This is a genomic window from Paraburkholderia sp. (genome assembly GCF_024281035.1).
GTDB lineage: Bacteria > Pseudomonadota > Gammaproteobacteria > Burkholderiales > Burkholderiaceae > Paraburkholderia.
Window position 1 is genome coordinate 32,561 of the sequence record NZ_JAMXLH010000006.1, and the last position, 22,068, is coordinate 54,628.

The following is a 22,068-nucleotide window of genomic DNA, read 5'->3' on the forward strand; positions in this document are numbered from 1 at the left end:
GCGGAACCCAGCGAGTTCTCTCGCACAACCAACAACTAGCGGAGTTCATCCATGATCTTCACGAACGGGTTTACGTTTGCAAACTTTATTGTCGATGTGTTTTCGATTTTCATGTTCATATTGTGGTTCTGGCTGTTCATCACGGTCGCCAGCGATTTGTTCAGCCGACACGATATTTCCGGTTTCCTGAAAGTAATATGGGTCATTTTTCTCATCGTGCTCCCGTATATCGGCATATTTGCCTACCTCCTTACGCAGGGCAGAAAAATGGCCATGCGCGGTCAGGAGCGAGCGCAAAAAGCACGCGACGAATTACGTCAGGTCGTCGGGTTTAGCGTCGCAGACGAAATCGAGAAGCTCGATCGCCTGAAGACGACCGGATCGCTTACGGAGGATGAGTACAGGCGGCTGCGCGCCAAACTCGTCGCCTGAGATCAACCGGGGCTTGGACGAGACTGCTGTTGAATAAAAGGTGTGCCTTCACGTTTCGGGTGCAGCGGCGTCGCCAGCCGACGCTGCTCTCCTGATGAATGCTTGCACTCGCACCTTGATCCTTGCGAACGGCCACATGCAATCACGAAGTCCTTTCTTCGCCGATTTCGTCCGGCACACACGAGGCGTGACATATCAAGAAAAGGCAAGTTGCTTGTAAGTGCCACCCGCAGAGTCCTTTAACACCATTGAACACTATTGATTCGGTTTCGTCTGGTTAGCAAACTAAATTCTGGATATCGCAGTCGTGACGTTCAAACGACTTAAACGATTGTGCGTATCTCATTTGCATAACTGCCGATACCTATGGCGCGCGATATCAATTTCGATTCGCAATTCACCGGCAGCCGGGACGCAATCGCGCTTTAATCAATGTATGGCCGCCCGATCATCGGACAACACGAGCACCTGATTTGAGGCTCGCAGATAGTCGAGCTAAACTGTCGCGAGCAGGAGACCCGCACCGCTCAAGGCGGATATCGGTAAATAACATCTACTTCACACGCCATGGGTTGATGCAGTTGCCCGACTGCGCGCTATCACCGGCAACACGATATGAACGGCACTACCTACTCACTTTCCAATGAGGTTCGGTCATGAAAAGCCAGCTTGTTCTTTCTGCTATCGCAGCACTTCTCGTCAGCGTTGCCGTACCCGTCATGGCGCAAAACGCGCCGGCCCCGAACGAAAGCCAGGGCACCGGCCAGCAGCAAGTCATGCCGACCATGCCGCATCAGGATTGGCACGAAGGGAAACGCGTTCCCACCAAGTACCGCCACTACAACTTCGTCATGAAAGACTGGAAGAGCCACGGTCTGGACGCACCAGGTCGCGGACAAAAGTGGCTCGGCGTAAACGGCGATTACGTGCTCGTCACGACGAAGGACTGGAAAATCGCCAAGATCGTTCCGGGCACGACGCAGTAAGCTCACGCAGTAAAGTCACTTCGCTCGTTCAAATGCCCTGCCCCGGAGTGCATTCAGCCACTCCGGTCTCACTCTGCAATCCGGCGTCCCGCAACCGCGTGCTTACGGCATGCGCCGTACCCGCACCTTGTGTGCCGGTCCCATCGCTGAAATTGTGCACTAGCTAACCGGCGGAACGTCTTCCCGCGTCAACAGCAACGCGAGCGGCCGCGTCGAATCGAACGCCGTGAAGATGATGGTCAGCACCACGGTTCCCGGCACGGCGATAAATGCCCCGGCAACACCCCACAGCGCGGTCCACGCAGCAAGGCTCATCAGAATGACCGCGGGACTGAGGTTCAGCGACCCGGCCATCAACCACGGATCGACAATATTGCCCATCACGAAGTTGATCGCCGACAACGCGATGGCAAGCATGGCCGGCTCGCTCCATTGACCAAACTGGAGCGCGGCCAGCAGGGTTGGAATGACCACGGAAATCAGCGACCCGGCGTACGGCACGAAGTTCAGCAGCACGATGAGCAAGGCCAGCAATGCGGCAAACTCCAGATCGATGAAATGCATGCAGATCCAGCTGAGCACCCCGAGCGCCACGCCAAGCAACGCCTTCAACGCCAGATAGGTGCCGATTCTCGCGTTGATCGTGTCAATGACCCCATCGAGATCGGCCTTGCCCCGCATGACCGTCAAAAGCTTTCTCCTGAATCTTCCATGCTCGATCATGAAGAAAGCCGTATACAGCATCACCACGAACGTGGTGGCCATGATCGAAGAAATCGACCCAAGCAGCGAGGTGATAATCGCCTGAACGTTGACGGTGCCGAGCAGTTCACGGCGAAACGCTGTCCATGTCGGTTCCGTTTCGATGTGCAGCAACGCCGCGAACTTGGTCAACAACGCGAGCAGCGTCGCTTCGTACTTCGGCGCCACGGCCACCATCCGGTCGCTGTCGATGAGCAAAAGCTTCGCCGCCAGATACACGGCAATCAGGATGAGCACCGCGGCGCTCCAGTAACGCGCACCTGCTCGAAGACGTTTGCCAACGTGCGGCAGGCGCCGGAGAATTTCCGCAAGCCCGAATATGACGTAGCAAGTGATGATCGCGAAAGCGATCGGCGCCAATACCGGGCGCCCAATGAAAAGCACCCAACCCGTAATAGCGCTGATGACGACAAGGCAAGTGCATGTGATGAGATCCTGTTTCATGGGCCCTTTTTGGCAAGACCTCCTCTCAACCGCCGGAACCTCAGGCAGTACGAGAATGTGTGGGTACGCGTCATGAAGTCCGCTGCAATTCACGCGCGACGCACGCAAACACCGACTGCAATTCAGCTATGCCGCCGCTCATTATGAACCACGTTTGATCTGTGCGAATACAACCTGCCATTCATACTGCATGCGGTAATTGTTGATCTGCGTCGTCTATTAGTCGCGCACTCTAAAGAGGGCTTCGATTGCATTCCCTCTCTTGTCACTCCGCAGCGTTCATGCCATCCTGCCGTAGACGCTGAGAAAGCGAATGCAAACGAAGTTCAACGTATGTAAGCAAACCTCGATAATGCGCGTCGCGCTTGAGAACCAGGAACATTGACCATCGAATGCGATTTTCCGCTAACGCGAACGATGCCGTGTCACCGGCGTAGTCGCAATTCAATAGCTGAAGATATGAAAAACAGTTCCTTCTTTACGCGGTCCAGTTCTGCGCTTCTTATCATTGGCGGTATCATCTGTATCGTAGTGCCGTTCGTTTCGAGTTCGTTCATCGGCACGCTCTTCATTGCACGAATGCTGCTGTTCTGCGGCATCGTGCATGCATTCAGACTCATCGCCACGCGCGGTACATGGCCGATCATCCGTGCCATTCCGCCCGTTCTCGTTCCGATCATTATCGGCTTGCTCATTTTGGTCAACAACAGCAATCGTGCACGCGGTCTCACGGTCATACTGATGATCTTTTTCGTGCTCGACGGATTCTTCAAGATCGTTGCATCCATCGAATCCGGAACAGGCCGGATCAATGTTGTTTCGCTGATTAGCGCCGCCTTGTCGTTTTTTCTCGCCATTTTTCTTGCGTCGATATTTCCATCTGCGCCCATGCAGCTGCTCGCGTTGTTTCTCGGCCTGGATCTCATTTCGATGGGTATCGCGCCGACGCAACGCGGCTTGCCCAGACGCACTCAACGATAAGCTCCGCTTGAGCGGACCGCTATCGCACACGCCGCCAGCGCGTGACAGGCGCGACGTGTCACCATTCGCCACCGCGACAACCGGTTACGACTATTCGTTATTCGCACCGGGCAAGGATGGATCGAAACTCCGCGTGCCGCCTGCTGAATGCTCGACCATCGCGCGAGAGATCAATTCCCTCGCTTCGCTGCTCGATGCGTCGATGGTCAGTGCGCGACCGGCGTTATGCCACGCGCAAACCCACTGCGCCTGACGCATGCATAACCGCGCGTAGCCAAGCATCGCATCGCGCTCCTGTTCGCGCGAAACCAGTTCATGTTGCATCTGTAGCGCCGCGCCGTTGCCAGGCTGCTCCGCAAGCACATTCATGACGGCCCTGCGTGCCTGGGAAAGATCGTTCTTGTCGAGACTGGCACGCGCAATGGCGATATTTCTGGCGACGTCGGCCCGCATGTTCGCATCGGCTCGCCTGGCAAGTACTGCGCGTTCGGCGGAAAGACGTCGCTGCGTAGCGGCGTACCGCTGCGCGGTATTGGCGTGTGTCTCGCGATGTGTCGTGCTGGGCGATGCAGGTAGTGGCTGGCTCGGGGGTGCGTCGACCACTACGGTCGGCGGCGTGAGCGTAGCTGGCACTGCGACAACTTGAGGCACAGACGCACCTGGCGGCGCGAGTGCCTCCTGAGGCGCAGATGCCTCCTGAGGCAAAGACGCCTGCGGCGGCGTAAGCGCTTCTTGCTGCGCAGGTGCTTGTGGCGGCGCTGACGCTTGCGGCGACATCAGCACGGCCCCACCTACCTCATTTACAACATGGGGCGTTTCCGGTTCGGTGCGGTGCAAGATCCCATATGCCGTGATCGCAAGCGCGAAGACGACCACACTGCCAAACGCATAGAACTGTGGCCGCAGGTGATGCGTCGCAAGTTCGCTCGCGTCCGCTGCACGAGATTCGCTTGATTGGTTCGCGCCGCATTGGGGGCAGAATTTCATCAACCGGTTAATCCTGGCCCCGCAACGGAGACACTGCTGCGGACCAGGGCCGGCTCGACCAGGTTCGTTGAACATAGAAACGTTACGGCTCCGGTAAATCGAACGGGCTGCCGCGACTAAAGTGCGCATCGCGGCGGGTGACGACATGTCGCAACATCGGTGCCTGATTTTTCAGATCATTGAATCGCAGGCGAATGTGGACGGCAAGCGCAAGACAGGACACGGAAACAGCGCAGCCGCAAGCCATTCCGGATTCCAGGCAGCGTTTCTGCTCAATCTGCGCTGGTGTACAATTTGCCGATTGAAATAAACGCGTTGTGGGCTTTGCAGGCGGGCGTTCCATGTTTTTTTGCGTCCCGGCCCCACTCGCAGTACGCGATTGAACCATTCAGGGACAACTCGGGGACTATTCGGGATCCGTTCCGATTTCACGTAGTTTTCGTGCGGTTTTCGGGTTCGTGGGATGCCTTGCCGGCCAGATATTCGCGAGCAAAAGCGTTGAGCCTGCCGGGCAGTCGCAAGCTGTGCGTGGAAGCAAAGAACGCAGGAATGGGATTCGATTTGGTGTGCCCAAAATGTACTTTTGCCAGTGCGGCAACAAGACAGCATCGCATTGACGATCGGCACAGGCACCTCCGAAGTGGTGCGCACCTGCCTGTTCGAATCTGATTTGAGAGAGGTTCCCGGATGTCTGCCGACAGTAAAAAATTGCCGCTCGTCTATTCATGCTCCGGCTGCTCGAGTGCCGCGCAGATGGCCAACTACGTAGCGTTGCAGCTAGACCGTCGCGGCGTAGCGGAAATGTCGTGTATCGCCGGCGTCGGCGGAGACGTCCCATCCTTGTTGAAGGTGGCCCGTTCCGGCCGCCCTATCGTCGTGATCGATGGTTGCCCGCTATTTTGTGCGCAAAAGTGCCTGGAGCGGCACGGCATTGCGCCCAGCGAACACGTTCAACTGGCCGAGCGCGGCGTGAAGAAGCGCTTCCACGCCGATTTCGATATGCAGGAAGCCCAACTAATTGTCGATCAGGTGACTGAATCGATTAAATCACTCAAGGCAGATCGCATCGGGCAGTAGCCTGAAGCACTCGAATTCCGCCTTTGCGGATTCTGCGCGCGGCGCAGCGTCAATGCTGTCCGCCGCGCCGCATCGCCGGCTAATGCATCTCGCGGCCCGGCATTTCGTTTGACACAATATTGGCGACCATATCGGCCGTTGCTGCGGAAAACGTCCAGCCCAGATGGCCATGTCCGGTGTTGTAAAAGACACCGTCTCGTTTGCCGCGCCCCACACGAGGCACCATGCGCGGCAACATCGGACGCAAGCCAGCCCACGGTATGACGCGCGAAGTCGCGACGCCGGGGAAATACTCGCGCACCCACCTCACCAGAGGCTCGATCCGGTCGGCGCGAATGTCTCGATTGAAGCCGTTCCATTCGGCCGTTCCAGCCACTCTGAACCGGTCCTCTCCAAGCCGGCTGGTGACAATCTTCGCCTTGTCGTCATGCATGCTTTTCCACGGCGCATTGTCGCGGCTTTGCTGATCGTCGAGACACACCGTGATTGAATATCCTTTCACGGGATAGATGTTGACGTGGTCTCCCAAGACCGAAGCGAAGGCACGGCTTTCAACGCCAGCGCATATCACTACGCCGTCGAACGTGGACTGGATGGTTTCTGCGCCCTCCTCGACACCGAGCACCACTTTTCCCGAGCGTTCGTGCGCAATGGTTTGAACGCGCGCGTCGTAGTGAAAGTCGACGCCAAGGCGCGCACAGGCATCGGCGAGACCACGGGTGAACTTGTGAATATCGCCGGTCGAATCCGACTCGGTGAAAAATCCCCCGAAAAATTCGCCATGCAGCGTCGGTTCGAGCGAACGGATTTCATCCGGCGTCACCGGGCGACGCTCCAGACCACCCTCGCGCAACAGTGCGTCGACCTTCGACGCCACCTCGAATTCGTCGCGGGTCGCGTAGAAATGAAGAATGCCGCGTTTCTCGTGATCGAACTCGATGCGCTCGCGCTCGGCAATCGAGAACAGATGATTCCGCGCAGCGAGAGCGAGACGCACAGCTTCGATGGTGTTGTCGCGATAACGGGGAATCTCCTTGAGAAATTCGCCGATCCAACTGTATTTGTGCCAACTGGGGCGAGGATTCATCAGGACGGGCGCGTCCTGCGTCAACATCCAGCGCAACCCCTTGGCAACCGTTGCGAGGCTGTTCCAGACTTCGGCATTGCACGCCGATAGTTGCCCGCCATTGGCAAACGAAGTTTCCATTGCCGCATAGCGGTGACGCTCGAATACGGTGACCTCAAAGCCGCGTTGACAAAGCGCGTATGCAGTCGTTACGCCGGTCACGCCGGCTCCGAGGACAGCAATTTTTGACATGGGACATGATCCGGCGTCGAACGGGCCCCGGAATCGTTGAGGTTGGAAAGTATCAGGCCGATGCCGGCATCACAGCGGTATCGCCGAATTGCAGCGCGTAGTTTGCCTCAGGTTCGGCGCTCGGGATAGGGGTTGGTGCATCGCACCGCGACACTTTCCGATCACCCGCGCCCCAGTGCTCATGGCGCAAAGATTGAACAGAAAAATACAGATCAGACTCGCGTTTTCGAGCCAGATGTGGCATTGGATCGTAGTATCAGGACAAAATCGCTTTTAACCTGAATCCGTTCGACCTCCCGGCAATGACCTCGCCCCCACCCGCTTCGCGCGCCAGTCTTCTCACCTGGCTCAAGAGCGTGTTTCGCTCGCTTGAGCGGTACAACTATCGCGTGTGGGCGGCCGGTGCTTTCGTCTCGAACGTCGGCACGTGGATGCAGCGCATCGCGCAGGACTGGCTCGTGCTGACCCGGTTGACGCAGCACAGCGGCGCTGCGGTCGGCATCGTCATGTCGCTCCAGTTTGGCCCGCCGATCATTCTCATGCCGATCGCCGGCATGGTTGCCGACCGCGTCGATCGCCGCAAGTTGCTGCTGGTGACGCAATCCGCCATGGCGGCGACCGCCATCGGCCTTGGCGGACTGGTGGTCACGGGACGGGTCACGCTCGGGTATGTTTATCTATTTGCCGCGCTCATGGGATGCATTAGCGCATTTGATTCGCCGGTGCGCCAGACCTTTATTGCCGAACTCGTCGGCGATGAAGATCTCGCAAACGCCGTGGCATTGAATTCGACGTTGTTCAATAGCGCGCAGCTTATCGGCCCGGCGGTCGCTGGCGTGATGATCGCGGTCATCGGCACCGGATGGCTTTTCTTTATCAACGGCTTGAGTTTCATCGCCGTGCTGGCGTCGCTTTTCAAAATGCGCGTCAGCGAACTCCGCCGCCTGCCCCGCGCCGCGGCGTCCGGCGCGGGCATGGCCGACGGCCTGCGTTACATACGGCACAGACCCGATCTGCTGATCGCGCTGACGATGCTGTTTCTGATCGGAACCTATGGGCTGAATTTTCCGATTTTCATTTCGACGATGTCGCTCTCCACGTTTCATGGCGGACCGCATTTGTACGGTGCGCTGTCTTCGGCGATGGCGGTAGGCTCGGTCGTCGGTGCGTTGTTTGCAGCCGGGCGCGAGACGCCGCGGCTAGCCGTTCTGGTGGTCAGCGCGCTGGCCTTCGGCGTCGTTTGCACGCTCGCTGCGGTAATGCCCAATGTCTGGTCGTTCGGCATTGTCCTCGTGGCGCTCGGCGCCGTCGCGCAGACCTTCACAACCTCGACCAACAGCCTCGTTCAACTGCAAACGCAGCCCGCCATGCGCGGACGCGTCATGGCCATCTACATGGCCATCTTTCTCGGCTGCACGCCGCTGGGCGCGCCGCTTGTCGGATGGGTCGCCGATACGCTCGGCCCTCGCTTCGCGCTCGGCGTCGGCGCGGCATCGGGTTTCATTGCCGCTATGGTCGCGCTGGTTTATCTACGTCGTCGCAAGATCGAGATGTAAATCGGGCAGCAAAAGCGCTACCCGCTCAATCCTTCACGGGATCGGTCACGAATCCAATCTTCGCGAGACCGCCGCGCTGCGCAGCCGACATTAACTGCGCGACCTTCTCATATGCAACCTTCCGGTCGGCGCTCAAACGCAGCACGGGCTGCGGCGTCGCCTGCGCGGCCGATGCGATCTTTGCGCCCAGCGCGGCACTGTCGACCGGCGCGCCGTCCCACAACACCGTGCCGTCCGCCTGAATCGACACGTCGACCTGCGCGGGTTTCGTGTCCTCCTTCTGGCTGCTCGCATGCGGCAATTCGATCTTCACCGCGTGGCGGATCACCGGAATCGTCACCATGAATACAATCAACAAAACCAGCATCACGTCGACAAGCGGCGTCATGTTGATCTCATTCATGAGACCGTCGTCATCGTCGCTCGAAAAGGTGTTCATTCCCATCGAAAGCCTCCGTCGTCATTGGCCGCGCGTGGCGACGCGCAAGTTGCCCTTCGACGACGCGAGCCGCGCGCCCGTCACGAAGTACCCATGCAGACTGTGCGCGAAACGATTCAACTTCGTGACGACGCCCTTGTTCGCACGGGTCAGCGCGTTATAGCCGAGCACCGCGGGAATCGCGACGAACAGGCCGAACGCGGTCATGATCAGCGCTTCGCCAACCGGCCCGGCGACCGCGTCGATCGAACTCTGTCCCGAGGCGCCGATCTGCAGCAGCGCGTGGTAGATGCCCCACACGGTGCCGAACAGGCCGACGAACGGCGCCGTGCTGCCGATCGATGCGAGCACCGCAAGACCGCCTTGCATCTTCGCGATTGCGTCGTCCATCGTGTCTTTCAGGCAGCGTGTGATCCAGTCCGAAAAATCCATTCCGTCGTGCAGATGCGGCTGCGTCTGGTGATGGTGCTCGGCAGCTTCCTGGCCCGATAATGCAAGCGCCAGAAACGGATTGCCCTCGCGACCGCCGTGGCCGAGCTTCTTCACGCCATCCGTGAAATCGTCCGAATGCCAGAACGCCCGTTCAGTGTTTTTCGTGAGCCGTGTCAGGCGCACGACGTTCCACCCTTTCACGACGATCACACACCAGGACAGCACCGACATGATCAGCAGCGTGATTGCGATGCTGCGCGTCACGAAATCCCCTTGCGCCCATACGTGGGCGATACCGTAGTTCTGCATAGTCATTCCTCTTGGTGGTTCACGAATCTGCTGGATTCGATCGCGCTCAGTCGCGCAGGCTGAAATTAAAGGGCTGCGTGTACGCGGCGCGCACCGGCTCGCCGTTTTCCAGATACGGCTTGCATGCGCTCTCGCGCATTGCGGCGAGCGCCGCGTCATCGAGGCGGCTGTAGCCGCTCGTTTTCTGCAATTCGACGTTCTCGATTCGCCCGCTCACGCCAACCACGAAGCGCACAAAGGCGACACCGGCCTCGCCGCGCCGCTTCGACAGCATCGGGTAATCCGGCTGCACGATCCGGCAGTCGAGGTGCGAAACGCTTTTTGGCGCGTTCATTGCCATCGTCGGCTTACCCGCTGCAGGCGCCGCCGCGACGGCGGGCGCCGGAGCCGGAGACGATTCGGCGGGCGCAGTCGGCGTCGGCACGGCGGACGCTTCCGCCTCGACGGGATGTTGCGACGGTGCCTGCGCGAGCGGCAGCGGCACGGATTTCTGCTTCGGCTGAACCCGTGGTTTTTCGCGCGTGACGGGCGGGGAGGATTTGGGCGGTACAGGCGTGGGCGTCGACTGAATTGCGGGCGGCGCAGCAACGAGTTCGGGCGCCAACAGTTCGGCGGCGATCGTCTGCGAATTGAGCGCGACCGGCGCGGCAGCGTCGCGCCGCCCCAGCATGAACACGATCGACGCGGCATGTAGCGCCACTACAAGGGCGACGGCGGTGACGACACGGCGATCCGTTCGGGCGGCGAAGAGCATAGGCTGTGTACTCACTTCCTGATGATGGCGGGGCAATCGGCAACCGTTCCGCTGCGTTCGACGTAGAAGCATCACCGCGCTGCAAACCATCGCTCATGCGCGATGAGGGCACCGTAGACGACACCAGCGGAAAAACTTGTGCAAGCAACGAAGTAGACGAGCCCCAGTGCCCAACCATGTCCCGCAGACACCAACAGCCACAGCGCCATGAACAGGGCACTCCATCCACTGCCTCGAAAAACGCCTGACGCAGCACGGGTCAGCGTCTTGCCGAAAACCGCTTCCTGATGGCGCGCCATCGCCAGGGCGAGGCAGGCAAAAGCCAGTACGCAGAGGAACAGGACGTAAAACAGGACATAAATCGGCATCACGCGTCCTGCGGCTGTGAGACAGCGGCGCGCGCGCGCGTGATCCGAACGCGGGGGCGATGCCGTGCCACACGTAACGCGAGCGTCGCATGCAATGCGGCAAACGCCCACATCGCCAGATCGAAGCCCGCGTACACCCAGTCGCCGGTAGCAACGCTGCACCAGAATGGGCGCGCAGTCGTCAGCGCATTCACCACAGGCACGAGCGCCAGCAGCGTCGCCGCGCACCACAGCAATCCGATCCATGCGCGCTTCGCCGGGCGGACGAGCGCAAACAGCAATGCCGCGCCCCAGACAGCGAAGAACACGTTGATCTCCGCATCGGAACGATGAGTCATCGATACAGGCAACAACCGATTGGCCCATAGATAGCTGGCCATGGCGACGGGCAAACCCGCGATGACCGCAACATTCAGGCGCTCGACCAGACGAAAACCAAAGTACGGCCGCTCGGGATCGAGTAGACGCTGGCGGCGCTTCACGGTCCACATCACGAGCCCGGTGCCGATCATGGCCGTGCCGCCGAGTCCGAGGGTGAAATAAAGCCAGCGTAACGGCAGATTGCTGAACCGGCCTCTATGCAGCGCGGCCAGCACGCCGCGCGTTTCAGCCGCTGCGCCGACGCTTTCCTTCGCTTCAAGTAGCTGGCCGGTCGTGCCGTCGAACAGCAGATACTGTGGACTCAACGAAACGCGTGCAACATCGCCGCGCGAAACCGCCACGCGCGCACTCGCGTCGCCCGGGTTCGTCACCGTCACGCGCTGCACATTATTCGTGCCCCAGCGAAGCTCGGCCTCGCGCACCATCGCATCGACGCGCGCAAGCGGCGCCGCGATGCGTACGGGTTTCCCGGGCCGGATGGCAGCGCTCAACTGCGCGGCAAGCGCTTGCTGCTGCGCGGGCGTTTTCAGCGCGGCCAGCGCGCCCCATGGCATGTAGGTCGTCATATGCATGACGAGACCCGTGTACGCAATCATGAGATAAAACGGCAGGCCGAAGACCGAAAGCGCGCTATGCGCGTCGAGCCATGATCGCTGCCCTTTGCCCCAACGGAACGTAAAAAAGTCGACGAAGATCTTCTTGTGCGTGATGACGCCGCTGATGATCGCCACGAACATGAACATCGCGCACAGGCCCGCGAGCCAGCGGCCCCACAGGGCAGGCAGGTAGTAAAACTCGTAGTGGAAACGATGGAAAAGCGTGCCGCCGAGCGTTTCGCGCGCAACCAGTTGCTTGCCCGTGGCCGGGTCGAAGATTGCGCTCTGGAGCGTGCGCTCGCCGGATACCGCGCCAGGCGTGCGCCAGAATGCGGTGGCTACATTGCTGCGCTCCGTCGGCAGCCGGATGCTCCATTGCGCACTGCCTGCCGCCTGCGTTTCGAGCGCATCGGTCACCCATTGTGCGAGCGCTGCCTGATCGGGCGCACTCCGCAAGCGTGCAAGCTCGGGCCGCATCCACTGCGAAATCTCTTCCCTGAAATAGCTGACCGTGCCGGTCAGGAACATCGCGTAGAGCAACCAGCCGAGCAGCAGGCCAGCCCACGTATGAAGACCTGCCATGCTCTGCCTGACGCCGCGCCCGTGCAGTTTGATCGCGGCGCGGCTCACAGCAGTTCGACTCGCGCCGCGGCCGATGCGGCCAACCATGCCGCCAATGCGAGCGGCGCCGCTGCGATCACAAGTCCCGACCACGCACGCAACGGACTGCGCGCGATAAACACTGAGATCGCAGTGCCCGCATACACGAGGAAACTCAGGAGCGTGCCCGTCAACACGGCTTGTGGCGCCGGAATCGGCAACAGAAGCGCGGCTACGCTCGCAAGCGCACCGAGCACGTAGCCGCCGATAACAGCACCGACGATGCGCGCGATGAGCGGCCCCATGCGGCATAGCCGGTCGAGCATATCGCGATGGAGTGGCGTTTCGAGGACGGACATAACTGCAGGGGTGGGATCTGGCTCGCAGGAAAGAAGGACAACCGCGTAACGCAGCGGCTATCGAAAGATTTTTGTAATGTTAATGGAAATGAGAATCATTTGCAAGTGAGGCGCGCACGGGGCCACATGCTGCATCAGCGTGTAGCGCACGCATTGCCGGTAACGATGTCGGCTGCCAGACCCGCAAGGCGCAGGTAGCAACGCGCCCGAAACGGTCGATTCGAGAATCGCTGGTTGCTTCACGCAGCCGCCGGGCGCGCAAGCGAGGCCGGCGTTGCGCGTCGTGTACGTGGGGGTCGCCCTTGCATCGGGCGTGCGGGGAAAACGCGGACTGCCGCAGACTGCCGGGAACTGCGGTAAAGCTGGCCAGAGACGGCCAGCTCCCTTCATTCGCTCGCGCCCGCTATCCGGCTTCGGGGCGCCAGCTTCGATCGGACAACTACGCCGTCATGCCGTCACGTTTTCGGCGTTCACCTTCGACACCACGCCCGTCTTCGCGTCGTAACGGTAGCCCTGCTGTTCGAGCTGTGCGCTGATCGCTTCGATCACCAGTTGCTGCTGGAGATCCTTGCGCAGCAATTGATGCTCCGGATTGACCTGGCCCAGTTCGGCGGCAAGACGACGGCTCAACGATGCTTCGCCTGCGCCACGTGCAAGGACGACGATCATCTTCTCGTTGGCCTGGGTCAACTGCTGCTTCAGCCCGTTTGCATACTCGGACCATTTCTTCATGTTCTCGCGTGCTTCGGCAATCGCAGCGGCATGCGTCTCCGCCTCGCTGGCGAGCTGAGTCTTGAGCGCCTCGAGCGCTTGCGGATCGATACCCGCTGACGACGCCTGATCTGCACCGTGCACCTGTTCGCTCGCCGCCACGCGCTCGGCGAGTTCGGCCGCCTGTTGCTGGGCGGCTTCGGCCTGTTGTTGAGCGGCTTCGATCTGCTGCTGGACGGCTTCGGCGTGTTGCTGCGCGGCTTCGGCCTGCTGTTGAGCGGCTTCAGCCTGCTGCTGAGCGGCTTCGATCTGCTGTTGGGCGGTTTCGATCTGCTGCTGGACGGTGTCGGCGTGCTGCTCGGCGGATTCGGCTCGCGCCTGCGCTTCGGTCAAGCTCGCCGAGAGCCGCTCGATTTCCGAAGCCGCCACATGGCGCTCATCGGTCAGGCTCGCAAGCTGCGCCTGCGCATTTTGCAGATCGAGTGCAGCGGCATCCCGTTCAGCGTGCGCTCCGGCGGCCTCTTCCCGCTGGGCCGCATGCGCTTCCTGCTCGGCCTGCAGCGCCGCACGGATCGATTCCAGCTCGCCTTCGAGACGCGCAACCGCTTCCGAATGCGCAGCTTCCAGCGCCGCGCGCTCCGATTCGCGGTCCTCGTTGGCAACCACCGGCTGGGCCTGAGCGCTCGCCGCCGCGTCTTCGTCTGCGATACCAGCCGCAAGGGACGCGCGCGCCTCGCGCTCCGCAGCCAGTTCCGACGTCGCGCGCTCCAGTTCCGCTTCAAGCGCCGAAACGCGCTCCGCGAGTTCCTGGGCACGTAGTTCCGCCGCATCGATCCGTTGCGCCGCGAGCGCGATGTCCTCTTCCGAGCCTGCCGCCGAATCGACCTTCGCCTCGTAGGCACGCGTCAATTGATCCAGTTGACCCTGCAACGAATCGAGCTCCTGGACGGTGCTTTGCAGTTCAGCAAGCGCGTCGTCGCGCTCGCTGCTCGCATCGTCCACGCGCTGGCGCATCGCGGCAAGGCGCCGCGCCACCGCGCGTTCAGCCTCGTCCTGCGCCGACGTCCACAGCCGGTCGAGCGCGTCGCGCATCGTATCCGTCACGGCTTCCGGCAACGCCGGACGCTCCACGACCTGCGGCACCCGCGGCGTGCGCGCTTCGCGCCACTTGCGCAATGCGGCAGACACCGCGACGACCGAGCCGGTATGGACTTCGGACCAGATGGCCAGTGGAGAGATCTTCTGGCCTTCGTCGGCCATCCGGTCCGCGATTTCAGCAATCAGTTCGTCCGTGATCGTAACGTTGCTTGACATATGTGCCCCGACAAAACGCGAGTAGTGGTGGATACGTTAAGTTTTGCAACTGGCGGGCGCGCTTTACGGCCCACCTTGCGAATTTAGCGATTGTCGGGGATCGGCCTCGCGCCCGATCGACCGAATAGCCCGGATTACGGGCAGGTATTCATGCGATTGCGCTGCATCGGCTCGAACGCCGCCGTGGCCGGAAACCGGTGTTACCGGCGATAACAGCCGGCTCTCGATCTGCGGCAATCCCGCGCGTGGCTGACCGGAATATTTCGGGTCCGGATCGCCCGGTGCACGCGGCCCGTGGCCCGTAAATGCAGCGGATTTTGTCGTTCGCAATGCAACTGTGGTTCCGCGGCAAGCCCGGTCCGGCTTTCCTCTGGATGCCCAATGATTACCTTGCGATGAACTGAAACCCGGAGAGTATGGCGTTGGCGATTATGGAAATTCCACGTTCTGTTTCAAAACGTGAAACTGGTTGCGATAGCAAACATATTTACGCGGCGCCCGAGGCCGGAAAAGTGGTTAAAATCGTCGGCACCGTCACGTAAGGTCAAGGCAATCGAAAATGAAAAGAATCGCTTTGCTGTTCGCCTGCGGTATCCCGGTTATAGCCATGGCACAATCGATCGGCGCGCCGACGGTGAAGGCGGGCGACTCCTGGACGTACGTCAATACGGTAGAAACGGGCCCGAATGGATGGCGCCAGACGCGTGACGCGATCACAGTCCGGCGCGTAACGGATTCGCATATTTATATCTCATCGAAACCAGTCGGTTCCAGCACCAACGGCAACGAAGTCATCGTCGATGCGGACTGGAGCCGGGTGCGCGAAATTAGCGGAAACCAGGTCGTCGTCAACCGGCCGCTGGCGTTTCCGCTGACAACTGGCAAAGTTTGGGAACTGCAGTACACGGAGCCGCATCCGAACTCAAAGCTCAGTTCGGCGACGTGGACGACGAAATACAAGGTCGTCGGGTATGAAGACGTCGAAGTGCCCGCAGGCAAGTTTCACGCTGTGAAAATCGAAGCGGAAGGCGACTGGCGTGGCCAGATTGCCCCGTCGAATACGGTCGTCCAGGCAGCGCAGGCGCGACCGGGGCAAACGACGCTCTTCACGCTGGCGCAACACGTCACGCCTGAAATGGCAGCCGGCAGCACCTATAAAGCGTTCTGGTATGTGCCTGAAGTCGGCCGCTGGGTGAAATCGGTGGAGGAGTATTACGGCAGCAATGGCGTACGCACCCAGCGTTTTACGACCGAACTCGAGGCCTACAAGCCCAGCGGTTCATAACACGCGGTTCGTCATTTGCGCCGAGCGGCAAACGCAGCCGTTTATGGACTTCCAGCTTCTCCTGCGCCGTCACGGTACGTCGTGTCATGCACGCACCCGGTACGTTTCAGATCTGCGCAGGTTACGCATCACTGCGGCTGCGCAATTACCACGCGCGTCCTCGCGCACATGAGGCTGTTCGAATCGGTGGCGCAATGTATCGCGACACAGCCCCTCCGCGCCACGTCCGGCCTCGCTCACGTGGCGTAGTCGAAAAGCTGTAGCGGACACAGGTGGCCTGCCGGGCAATCAGGCATGCCAATAAACTTCCGCCACTTCTGTCACAATAGCGCTTTGCCATTTCGCCGCCGTGCCGCTGGCAACGCACCACTACTGATCTTCTCGTCAATGCGCATCTTCGGAATAAGCCTCTACGTCATCATTGCCCTGTTCTTTGCGATACATGCCGTTCGCAGCCGACAGAACATGTATTGGCTGATCATCCTGTTTCTCTTCCCCGGCCTTGGCAGTCTGGTCTACTTTTTCGTGATTTACCTGCCCTCCCTGCGCCAGTCGCGTGGCGCAACGGCGGCAACGCGGGCGATCACGCAGTTCGTCGATCCCAACCGGGCGGTGCGTGAGGCGCGCACGGATTTCGATCGCGCGCCGACCGTTGCGCATCGCATGCGGCTGGGTGCCGCGCTGCTCGATGCGGGCAATGCGGCCGAAGCGCTGGAGCATTACCGCGCCGCAGCCAGTGGGCCGTTCTCATCCGATCCGGCCTTGCTCGAAGGGTTGGCGCGGGCGCAGTTTGCCAACGGCGATGCTTCGGCCACGCAGGAAACGCTGGAAAAACTGTTCGACGTTCACCCGATCGCACGCCGGCAACCCGTTCCCGCCTTGCTGTATGCGCGGGCCCTGGCGGCGGTGGGTGCGAGCGGCACACGCGCTGCGTTCGAGACGGCGCTTTCCTGCGCCAGCGACGCCGCGCCGCGCTGCCTGTTCGCCGACTGGCTCGCGGCGCGGCCCGACGAAGCCGATCGCAAGCGCGCGCAAGAGCTTTACGCCGAGATCGTGCACGACGCGAAGCATTGGCCACGCCACGCGCGCGACCATAACAGCGAGTGGCTGCAGCGCGCGCAGGCCGGACTGAGCCGATAAGCGCTGCCGTGCCCGGCTCTCGCATGCGGATGGGCCGGGCAACAACGTCCTGAGAACACGGCGCGCCCGCGCAACGCGCTCCTCAAAATCTTCCCAACGGTAGACTTCGGCAAGACGTCGAGAAACTCAAACTGGCGCGATACCGGCTAACCCAGTGCTTCCCTGACGAAATCAAGCCGGTCCTGTCCAAAGAACATGTCGTCGCCCACGAACATCGTGGGCGCGCCAAAAAGGCCCCGCGCTACAGCCGCCTCCGTATCCTGCTTCAGCTTTTCCTTCACCGCGGGGCTTTCGGTCAGTTGCAAAAGAAGCGACGCGTCGAGACCGCCCGCCTCGATCACCGCACGGACGGTGGCCGCGTCGGCCATGTTTTGCGGCTGCGCCCACATCGCCCGGAACACAACTTCGACGTAGCGCAGGAACGACGCTTCATCCTGCATCTGCATGCCTGTTGCACCGCGCATTAGCGTCAGGGTGTTGATCGGAAAGTGCGGGTTGTGCACGAACTCGACGCCATAGCGTCGCGCGAAACGCGCGAGATCCACTTGCATCCACGCTCCTTTGGCGGGAATGGCCGCAGGCGACGTATTGTTCGTCGCCTTGTGGATCCCTCCCAGCAGGACTGGACGGTAGACAAGCTGGGCGCCGCTCTGCGCCGCGAGCGCTGGAAGCTGGGTCCAGGCGAGATAACTCGCGGGACTACCGAAATCGAAATAAAACTCGACTGTTTTCATTTTCAAATCCTCCATGGCACTGCCTTGCCGTTTTTCGATGCCAGCCGTTCCCGAGATTGCACCGAAACCATAGATGAACCTTCTTTAACTGAACGACGGTTATGCTATTCTCGTTTGCCATTCAGTCCGGAACCGACCATGCGCTATTCGAGCTCTCACAAAGAAGAAACGCGACGCAAGCTCATCGAGAGCAGTCGCGCCATCGCGAAAGAAGACGGCTTCGCGTCCACGGGCATCGACGCGTTGATGGCATCGATCGGACTGACGGGCGCCGCGTTCTACAACCACTTCCCGTCCAAACAGGCGCTTTTCGAGGCGCTCGTGAGCGAGGAAGCCTCCAACAGCGCCGATCTTCTCGCAACCGACGCTAGCGCTCCCGATGGAGATCTGGCGAAGCGTCTGCGCAGCTATCTGAGCACGCATCACGTTCAGCATCCCGAGTCGGGCTGCGCGCTGCCGACACTCGGCCCGGAAATCGCGCGTGCCACGCCCGCCGCGCGCGCCGAAGTCGAGAAGTCTCTCAAACGTATTCAGAAGAGCTGGAGTTCGCAGATCGACAACCCGGAAGCCGCCTGGGCGGCGATCGCCCAATGTGTCGGCGCCCTCGTGCTCGCTCGCACGGTTGCAGGCGAACGCACGCGCCGGGACATACTCGTTTCGAGCAGACGCTTTCTCGCAGAGGCGCTGGGCCTCGACAACCTCAAGTAACGTTCGCATTGCTTGGGCGTGTGCGTGGGCGTGGGCGGGCGCCGAAAAATTACCAGCGCTCCATGTACGGACGCAGATCCAGCTCGAACGTCCATGCGTCGCGCGGCTGCTGGTGCAGATACCAGTAGTTTTCCGCGATGTGGTCCGGATTGAGGATGCCGTCCTGCTCCTTCAGCGCGTAACGCTCCGGAAACGTCGTGCGGATGAAATCGGTATCGATCGCTCCATCGACGATCACGTGCGCAACGTGGATGTTGCGGGGCCCCAGCTCTCTGGCCATGCTTTGCGCGAGGGCGCGAAGAGCATGCTTTGCACCGGAGAAGGCCGCAAAATCCGCCGCCCCCCTGACACTCGCGGTTGCCCCGGTAAACAGGATCGTGCCGCGACCTCGCGCAACCATGCGTTTTGCCACTTCGCGACCGTTCAGAAACGCGCTAAAGCACGCCATCTCCCAGATCTTGAAGTATTTGCGCGCCGTCTCTTCCAGTATGCTGCACGGCACGTTGGCGCCGATGTTGAACACCATTGCCTCGATCGGACCATGTTCGGCCTCGACACGTTCGATCAGCGCGACGACATCCTCCTCCTTGCGCGCATCGCTGCCATAGCCGAATGCCCGGCCACCCTGCTCCCGGATGCGGTTCACAAGCGGCTCCAGCTTGTCCGCGGAGCGGCGGCTTACGCACGCGATATAGCCTTCGCGTGCGAATCTGGCGGCGATCGCCCCGCCCGTGGCGTCGCCTGCGCCAATTACGAGTGCGACCTTGGGCGTGGAATTGTCTGACTGCATTGTGTCTCCTCTTATAGAACGATCGTTCAGTAAACGAACGTTAATTATATGGATGCGCGTTGTCAATCATATTTTTCCTTGTCATGTACCCGCAAGGTACCGGCCGCCAGTCGCGTCATCGGACTGAGAATCCACACGCGTTCCGGTTGCCGGCAGGCGCCAAAAGGCAGATGCTCGGTCGAGAGCGCATGCATCCGGGTTTGGCGACTTTATGTTGGTGCGGCAGTTGTCGTGGCGCACCAGCCCGTTGATGTCCAGCACGCCCGAAGCGGAGGCGCGGTGCCGCCCGACATGCGCCGACACGCAGGACGACGACACGATCGACATTACAGGGGACGAAACGTACCCGCTCACCTGAGCGGTGCGCGGTCACGACCGCGAAGAAGCCTTCCGAATTGTTCTCTTTCTCGAGAACACAGTTGAAGCGAACGCAAGATTTATCGGACGGACGGTAGAGAGCAGAATTATCCGATTCCCGTCGAATGAGAGGCTTTCCGCCATGACCGCAACATCCGAAGCGAAGAACACAGCACTCGTCCTCGAGGCACTCGACACGCTGTTCAACAGGAAAGACTACGAGCGAGCCGCGCAGTTCTGGTCCGACGCCTACGTTCAGCACAGCCGTCACGTTCCAGCCGGGCGGGATGGGCTTTTCGGCCTCGTGCGATCGCTCAGCGATATCCGTTTCGAGTACGACATGGTGATCGCCAAAGACGATTTCGTCTGGCTGCACAGCCGCTACACCAGTTCGGCCGCGCCCGCCGCGATGATTGCCGTGGATATCCTGCGCATCGAAGACGGCAAGCTCGTCGAGCATTGGGACGTGCTGCAGGATGAGCCGACGCGCAGCGAGTCGGCTGGCGGCTACCCGATGTTCGGCAGCACATTCCCGGGGGAGGAATAACGCTTCCCAATCAGCTTGACAGGCGAAGCCCATGATCGTGGCCATGCATAGCGGCCTCGCCGTGCGTGGGCTCACCCACAGGATCGATGTGCGTCATGACGTTCAGCACCCGATGTTTGTCGACGAGCTCGCGCTGCACAGCCGCCGCGATGTCGTGAGCCTCGACCAGCGACAACCGTGCATTCACTTCGAGGTGAACGTCGACCACGATCATGTCGCCCATCTTGCGAGTCCGAAGGTCGTGGAAGCCCGCGATGGCGGGCATGGCCGCCAGCGTCGCTCGAATAGCGGCGACTTCGTCCTCGTCCGCCGCACGATCCATCAGGTCGTTCAGAGCGGCCCACGCAAACTGCCAGCCCATGCGGGTCACCATGACGCCCACAATCAGTGCCGCGACAGGATCGAGAATCGGATAGCCGAGCAGACTGCCAATAATGCCGAGCGCGGCGACGAGCGATGACGCAGCATCCGAGCGCGCGTGCCAGGCATTTGCGGCCAACATGCTCGATCGAATGCGCTTCGCCACGGCGAGCATGTAACGGAAAAGCGATTCCTTCGCGACAAGCGCGATGGATGCCACCCACAAAGCGGCCGCGTGCACGCGCGGTATCGCCGCCGGATTGCCGAACTTCACGACGGCGCTCCAGAGCATTCCACCGCCCACCACGAGCAGGAGCAGACCCAGAATGAAGGACGCAGCATTCTCGAAACGCCGATGTCCATAGGGATGGTCTTCGTCCGGCCCCTTCCTGCTTTGCCGGCCTGCGAGGAGGACCACGAAATCCGCCACGAGATCGGAAAGCGAATGAATACCATCGGATACCAAAGCCTGCGAACTCGCCACGACACCGATGATGACTTGCGCGAACGAGAGGACCAGGTTTGTGCAGACGCTGACCACGATGCTGCGCTGGGCCGCGGCGTGATGGTTGGCTTCGATCGAGTCTTTAACGCTCATGGATGTGGCTCCGCATGTCTCCGACTGCATGCAGAGACTAAAAAATCAGAGCGCGGATTATCACACAACCAAACAATAAAATCATGCAACTCATTGATTTTTATGCAATCTTTGAATGACAATAATTCTCGCTCTCTTTTCTTTTAATTGTCTGCGCGATACCGCGCCCGTCCATCGCCTGTTTGGCGCGCCATAAATGAAAATCGGGCTCCGGGATGGCTCCGAGCCCTCGCGGCACGGTCCGGCATTCTCGCGGCAGACTCGTTCCCGGCGCCGCGAATACTGTGCCATCGTGCGCCGCAACGCTGATCGTGCGATTCGTATTTTGAAGTCTCTCGACGTCGATGCCTGAAAACCGTGGCGCCGCCCTGCCCCAAACCGGTGTTCGGGCAGTGGGCAGAGTGGCCACGCCAGGCAGTGTCAGTGAGCGAGCTTCTTGAGCGCCGTCCAGATGGCAGCGGCAACGCCGGACGATGCGTGTGAACGCGCGTCAAGCGCGAGCATGTCGTTGTAGTACGTGCGAGATTCTTCGACGTGCGGGAGCTGCGAAACGAGCAGAGCGAAGTACATGGTGATTCCTCCAATAGCTTGAAACGTGGCGCCTTCGACCAGGCCCGCCTTCGTTTCCGCTCACGCGAGGCGAAGTGCTCGCGCGGGTGAAGGAACGTATGTGGCCAGGTGGTCAGGCGAAGTGAACGGTGTTCGGCAAGAACGCGCGTTGAGTCGTGCAAGGGCAAGGTTCA

At 60.6% G+C, this 22,068-nt stretch carries 23 protein-coding genes; 9 read left to right on the forward strand and 14 right to left on the reverse strand.

The window, feature by feature from the left end; all coding sequences use genetic code 11:
- Positions 1-51: 51 nt before the first annotated feature.
- Both Q0L30_RS01490 and Q0L30_RS01495 read left to right on the forward strand, forming a co-directional pair.
- Positions 52-432 carry an SHOCT domain-containing protein gene (locus Q0L30_RS01490; protein ID WP_296650233.1) on the forward strand — a complete coding sequence of 127 codons (381 nt, stop codon included), beginning with the start codon at positions 52-54 and terminating at the stop codon, positions 430-432.
- Positions 433-1,088: 656 nt separating this feature from the next.
- Complete coding sequence (locus Q0L30_RS01495; RefSeq protein WP_296650236.1) at positions 1,089-1,418, forward strand: RcnB family protein; 330 nt, start codon at positions 1,089-1,091, stop codon at positions 1,416-1,418.
- 159 nt (positions 1,419-1,577) lie between these two features.
- On the opposite strand, the gene Q0L30_RS01500 is transcribed toward Q0L30_RS01495, so the two are convergent.
- Positions 1,578-2,624 carry an AI-2E family transporter gene (locus Q0L30_RS01500; protein WP_296650239.1) on the reverse strand — a complete coding sequence of 349 codons (1,047 nt, stop codon included), beginning with the start codon at positions 2,622-2,624 and terminating at the stop codon, positions 1,578-1,580.
- 459 nt (positions 2,625-3,083) lie between these two features.
- Between Q0L30_RS01500 and Q0L30_RS01505 the strand changes: the two genes are divergently transcribed.
- A complete protein-coding gene (locus Q0L30_RS01505; protein ID WP_296650241.1) occupies positions 3,084-3,605 on the forward strand; it encodes a DUF308 domain-containing protein in 522 nt (173 codons plus the stop codon).
- 90 nt (positions 3,606-3,695) lie between these two features.
- On the opposite strand, the gene Q0L30_RS01510 is transcribed toward Q0L30_RS01505, so the two are convergent.
- Complete coding sequence (locus tag Q0L30_RS01510) at positions 3,696-4,739, reverse strand: hypothetical protein (protein ID WP_296650243.1); 1,044 nt, start codon at positions 4,737-4,739, stop codon at positions 3,696-3,698.
- 540 nt (positions 4,740-5,279) lie between these two features.
- On the opposite strand from Q0L30_RS01510, the gene Q0L30_RS01515 reads away from it, so the two are divergent.
- Positions 5,280-5,669, forward strand: a complete 390-nt coding sequence (locus tag Q0L30_RS01515; RefSeq protein WP_296650245.1) for a putative zinc-binding protein — start codon at positions 5,280-5,282, stop codon at positions 5,667-5,669.
- A gap of 79 nt (positions 5,670-5,748) precedes the next feature.
- On the opposite strand, the gene Q0L30_RS01520 is transcribed toward Q0L30_RS01515, so the two are convergent.
- Positions 5,749-6,987, reverse strand: a complete 1,239-nt coding sequence (locus Q0L30_RS01520; protein WP_296650249.1) for a D-amino acid dehydrogenase — start codon at positions 6,985-6,987, stop codon at positions 5,749-5,751.
- A gap of 302 nt (positions 6,988-7,289) precedes the next feature.
- Between Q0L30_RS01520 and Q0L30_RS01525 the strand changes: the two genes are divergently transcribed.
- Positions 7,290-8,543: an MFS transporter gene (locus Q0L30_RS01525; RefSeq protein WP_296650251.1), complete on the forward strand. Its 1,254-nt coding sequence runs from the start codon at positions 7,290-7,292 to the stop codon at positions 8,541-8,543.
- 25 nt (positions 8,544-8,568) lie between these two features.
- Here the strand turns inward: Q0L30_RS01525 and Q0L30_RS01530 are convergent, their stop codons facing one another.
- From Q0L30_RS01530 to Q0L30_RS01560, 7 genes are all read right to left on the reverse strand, one after another.
- Positions 8,569-8,988 carry a biopolymer transporter ExbD gene (locus tag Q0L30_RS01530; protein ID WP_296650254.1) on the reverse strand — a complete coding sequence of 140 codons (420 nt, stop codon included), beginning with the start codon at positions 8,986-8,988 and terminating at the stop codon, positions 8,569-8,571.
- 15 nt (positions 8,989-9,003) lie between these two features.
- A complete protein-coding gene (locus tag Q0L30_RS01535) occupies positions 9,004-9,723 on the reverse strand; it encodes a MotA/TolQ/ExbB proton channel family protein (RefSeq protein WP_296650256.1) in 720 nt (239 codons plus the stop codon).
- Positions 9,724-9,769: 46 nt separating this feature from the next.
- Positions 9,770-10,477: an energy transducer TonB gene (locus Q0L30_RS01540; RefSeq protein WP_296650374.1), complete on the reverse strand. Its 708-nt coding sequence runs from the start codon at positions 10,475-10,477 to the stop codon at positions 9,770-9,772.
- Positions 10,478-10,548: 71 nt separating this feature from the next.
- Positions 10,549-10,845, reverse strand: a complete 297-nt coding sequence (locus tag Q0L30_RS01545; RefSeq protein WP_296650259.1) for a DUF3325 domain-containing protein — start codon at positions 10,843-10,845, stop codon at positions 10,549-10,551.
- Complete coding sequence (locus tag Q0L30_RS01550) at positions 10,845-12,404, reverse strand: PepSY domain-containing protein (RefSeq protein WP_296650262.1); 1,560 nt, start codon at positions 12,402-12,404, stop codon at positions 10,845-10,847. Before Q0L30_RS01550 ends, Q0L30_RS01545 begins: the two co-directional genes overlap by 1 nt.
- 44 nt (positions 12,405-12,448) lie before the next feature.
- Positions 12,449-12,781 carry a DUF3649 domain-containing protein gene (locus Q0L30_RS01555; protein WP_296650265.1) on the reverse strand — a complete coding sequence of 111 codons (333 nt, stop codon included), beginning with the start codon at positions 12,779-12,781 and terminating at the stop codon, positions 12,449-12,451.
- Positions 12,782-13,228: 447 nt separating this feature from the next.
- Positions 13,229-14,806: a DNA-binding protein gene (locus Q0L30_RS01560; protein ID WP_296650267.1), complete on the reverse strand. Its 1,578-nt coding sequence runs from the start codon at positions 14,804-14,806 to the stop codon at positions 13,229-13,231.
- A 559-nt stretch (positions 14,807-15,365) separates the two neighbouring features.
- On the opposite strand from Q0L30_RS01560, the gene Q0L30_RS01565 reads away from it, so the two are divergent.
- Entirely contained in the window at positions 15,366-16,091 is a 726-nt protein-coding gene (locus Q0L30_RS01565; protein WP_296650269.1) for a hypothetical protein, read from the forward strand.
- A 387-nt stretch (positions 16,092-16,478) separates the two neighbouring features.
- Positions 16,479-17,231 carry a hypothetical protein gene (locus Q0L30_RS01570; protein ID WP_296650271.1) on the forward strand — a complete coding sequence of 251 codons (753 nt, stop codon included), beginning with the start codon at positions 16,479-16,481 and terminating at the stop codon, positions 17,229-17,231.
- A 146-nt stretch (positions 17,232-17,377) separates the two neighbouring features.
- On the opposite strand, the gene Q0L30_RS01575 is transcribed toward Q0L30_RS01570, so the two are convergent.
- On the reverse strand, positions 17,378-17,965 hold the full coding sequence (locus tag Q0L30_RS01575; RefSeq protein ID WP_296650274.1) for a 2-hydroxychromene-2-carboxylate isomerase: 588 nt from the start codon (positions 17,963-17,965) through the stop codon (positions 17,378-17,380).
- 138 nt (positions 17,966-18,103) lie between these two features.
- Between Q0L30_RS01575 and Q0L30_RS01580 the strand changes: the two genes are divergently transcribed.
- Positions 18,104-18,673, forward strand: coding sequence for a TetR/AcrR family transcriptional regulator (locus Q0L30_RS01580; RefSeq protein ID WP_296650276.1), 570 nt, complete (start codon positions 18,104-18,106; stop codon positions 18,671-18,673).
- Positions 18,674-18,722: 49 nt separating this feature from the next.
- Here Q0L30_RS01580 and Q0L30_RS01585 read toward each other — a convergent pair whose 3' ends face one another.
- The gene (locus Q0L30_RS01585) at positions 18,723-19,463 is read right to left on the reverse strand and encodes an SDR family oxidoreductase (protein ID WP_296650278.1); all 741 of its coding nucleotides are present in this window, start codon (positions 19,461-19,463) and stop codon (positions 18,723-18,725) included.
- A 499-nt stretch (positions 19,464-19,962) separates the two neighbouring features.
- Between Q0L30_RS01585 and Q0L30_RS01590 the strand changes: the two genes are divergently transcribed.
- The gene (locus Q0L30_RS01590; RefSeq protein WP_296650282.1) at positions 19,963-20,367 is read left to right on the forward strand and encodes an ester cyclase; all 405 of its coding nucleotides are present in this window, start codon (positions 19,963-19,965) and stop codon (positions 20,365-20,367) included.
- Positions 20,368-20,377: 10 nt separating this feature from the next.
- Here Q0L30_RS01590 and Q0L30_RS01595 read toward each other — a convergent pair whose 3' ends face one another.
- Both Q0L30_RS01595 and Q0L30_RS01600 read right to left on the reverse strand, forming a co-directional pair.
- Complete coding sequence (locus tag Q0L30_RS01595; RefSeq protein WP_296650285.1) at positions 20,378-21,325, reverse strand: cation diffusion facilitator family transporter; 948 nt, start codon at positions 21,323-21,325, stop codon at positions 20,378-20,380.
- A 420-nt stretch (positions 21,326-21,745) separates the two neighbouring features.
- A complete protein-coding gene (locus Q0L30_RS01600) occupies positions 21,746-21,895 on the reverse strand; it encodes a hypothetical protein (RefSeq protein ID WP_296650287.1) in 150 nt (49 codons plus the stop codon).
- Positions 21,896-22,068 lie beyond the last annotated feature (173 nt).

Coding starts and splice junctions, on each gene's coding strand:
- Q0L30_RS01535 (WP_296650256.1), bottom strand. CDS start 9,723: ATGCAGAACTACGGTATCGCCCACGTATGGGCGCAAGGGGATTTCGTG.
- Q0L30_RS01550 (WP_296650262.1), bottom strand. CDS start 12,404: ATGGCAGGTCTTCATACGTGGGCTGGCCTGCTGCTCGGCTGGTTGCTC.
- Q0L30_RS01490 (WP_296650233.1), top strand. CDS start 52: ATGATCTTCACGAACGGGTTTACGTTTGCAAACTTTATTGTCGATGTG.
- Q0L30_RS01555 (WP_296650265.1), bottom strand. CDS start 12,781: ATGTCCGTCCTCGAAACGCCACTCCATCGCGATATGCTCGACCGGCTA.
- Q0L30_RS01575 (WP_296650274.1), bottom strand. CDS start 17,965: ATGAAAACAGTCGAGTTTTATTTCGATTTCGGTAGTCCCGCGAGTTAT.
- Q0L30_RS01495 (WP_296650236.1), top strand. CDS start 1,089: ATGAAAAGCCAGCTTGTTCTTTCTGCTATCGCAGCACTTCTCGTCAGC.
- Q0L30_RS01590 (WP_296650282.1), top strand. CDS start 19,963: ATGACCGCAACATCCGAAGCGAAGAACACAGCACTCGTCCTCGAGGCA.
- Q0L30_RS01560 (WP_296650267.1), bottom strand. CDS start 14,806: ATGTCAAGCAACGTTACGATCACGGACGAACTGATTGCTGAAATCGCG.
- Q0L30_RS01525 (WP_296650251.1), top strand. CDS start 7,290: ATGACCTCGCCCCCACCCGCTTCGCGCGCCAGTCTTCTCACCTGGCTC.
- Q0L30_RS01500 (WP_296650239.1), bottom strand. CDS start 2,624: ATGAAACAGGATCTCATCACATGCACTTGCCTTGTCGTCATCAGCGCT.
- Q0L30_RS01530 (WP_296650254.1), bottom strand. CDS start 8,988: ATGGGAATGAACACCTTTTCGAGCGACGATGACGACGGTCTCATGAAT.
- Q0L30_RS01570 (WP_296650271.1), top strand. CDS start 16,479: ATGCGCATCTTCGGAATAAGCCTCTACGTCATCATTGCCCTGTTCTTT.
- Q0L30_RS01580 (WP_296650276.1), top strand. CDS start 18,104: ATGCGCTATTCGAGCTCTCACAAAGAAGAAACGCGACGCAAGCTCATC.
- Q0L30_RS01540 (WP_296650374.1), bottom strand. CDS start 10,477: ATGCTCTTCGCCGCCCGAACGGATCGCCGTGTCGTCACCGCCGTCGCC.
- Q0L30_RS01585 (WP_296650278.1), bottom strand. CDS start 19,463: ATGCAGTCAGACAATTCCACGCCCAAGGTCGCACTCGTAATTGGCGCA.
- Q0L30_RS01505 (WP_296650241.1), top strand. CDS start 3,084: ATGAAAAACAGTTCCTTCTTTACGCGGTCCAGTTCTGCGCTTCTTATC.
- Q0L30_RS01595 (WP_296650285.1), bottom strand. CDS start 21,325: ATGAGCGTTAAAGACTCGATCGAAGCCAACCATCACGCCGCGGCCCAG.
- Q0L30_RS01515 (WP_296650245.1), top strand. CDS start 5,280: ATGTCTGCCGACAGTAAAAAATTGCCGCTCGTCTATTCATGCTCCGGC.
- Q0L30_RS01600 (WP_296650287.1), bottom strand. CDS start 21,895: ATGTACTTCGCTCTGCTCGTTTCGCAGCTCCCGCACGTCGAAGAATCT.
- Q0L30_RS01520 (WP_296650249.1), bottom strand. CDS start 6,987: ATGTCAAAAATTGCTGTCCTCGGAGCCGGCGTGACCGGCGTAACGACT.
- Q0L30_RS01565 (WP_296650269.1), top strand. CDS start 15,366: ATGAAAAGAATCGCTTTGCTGTTCGCCTGCGGTATCCCGGTTATAGCC.
- Q0L30_RS01545 (WP_296650259.1), bottom strand. CDS start 10,845: ATGCCGATTTATGTCCTGTTTTACGTCCTGTTCCTCTGCGTACTGGCT.
- Q0L30_RS01510 (WP_296650243.1), bottom strand. CDS start 4,739: ATGTCGTCACCCGCCGCGATGCGCACTTTAGTCGCGGCAGCCCGTTCG.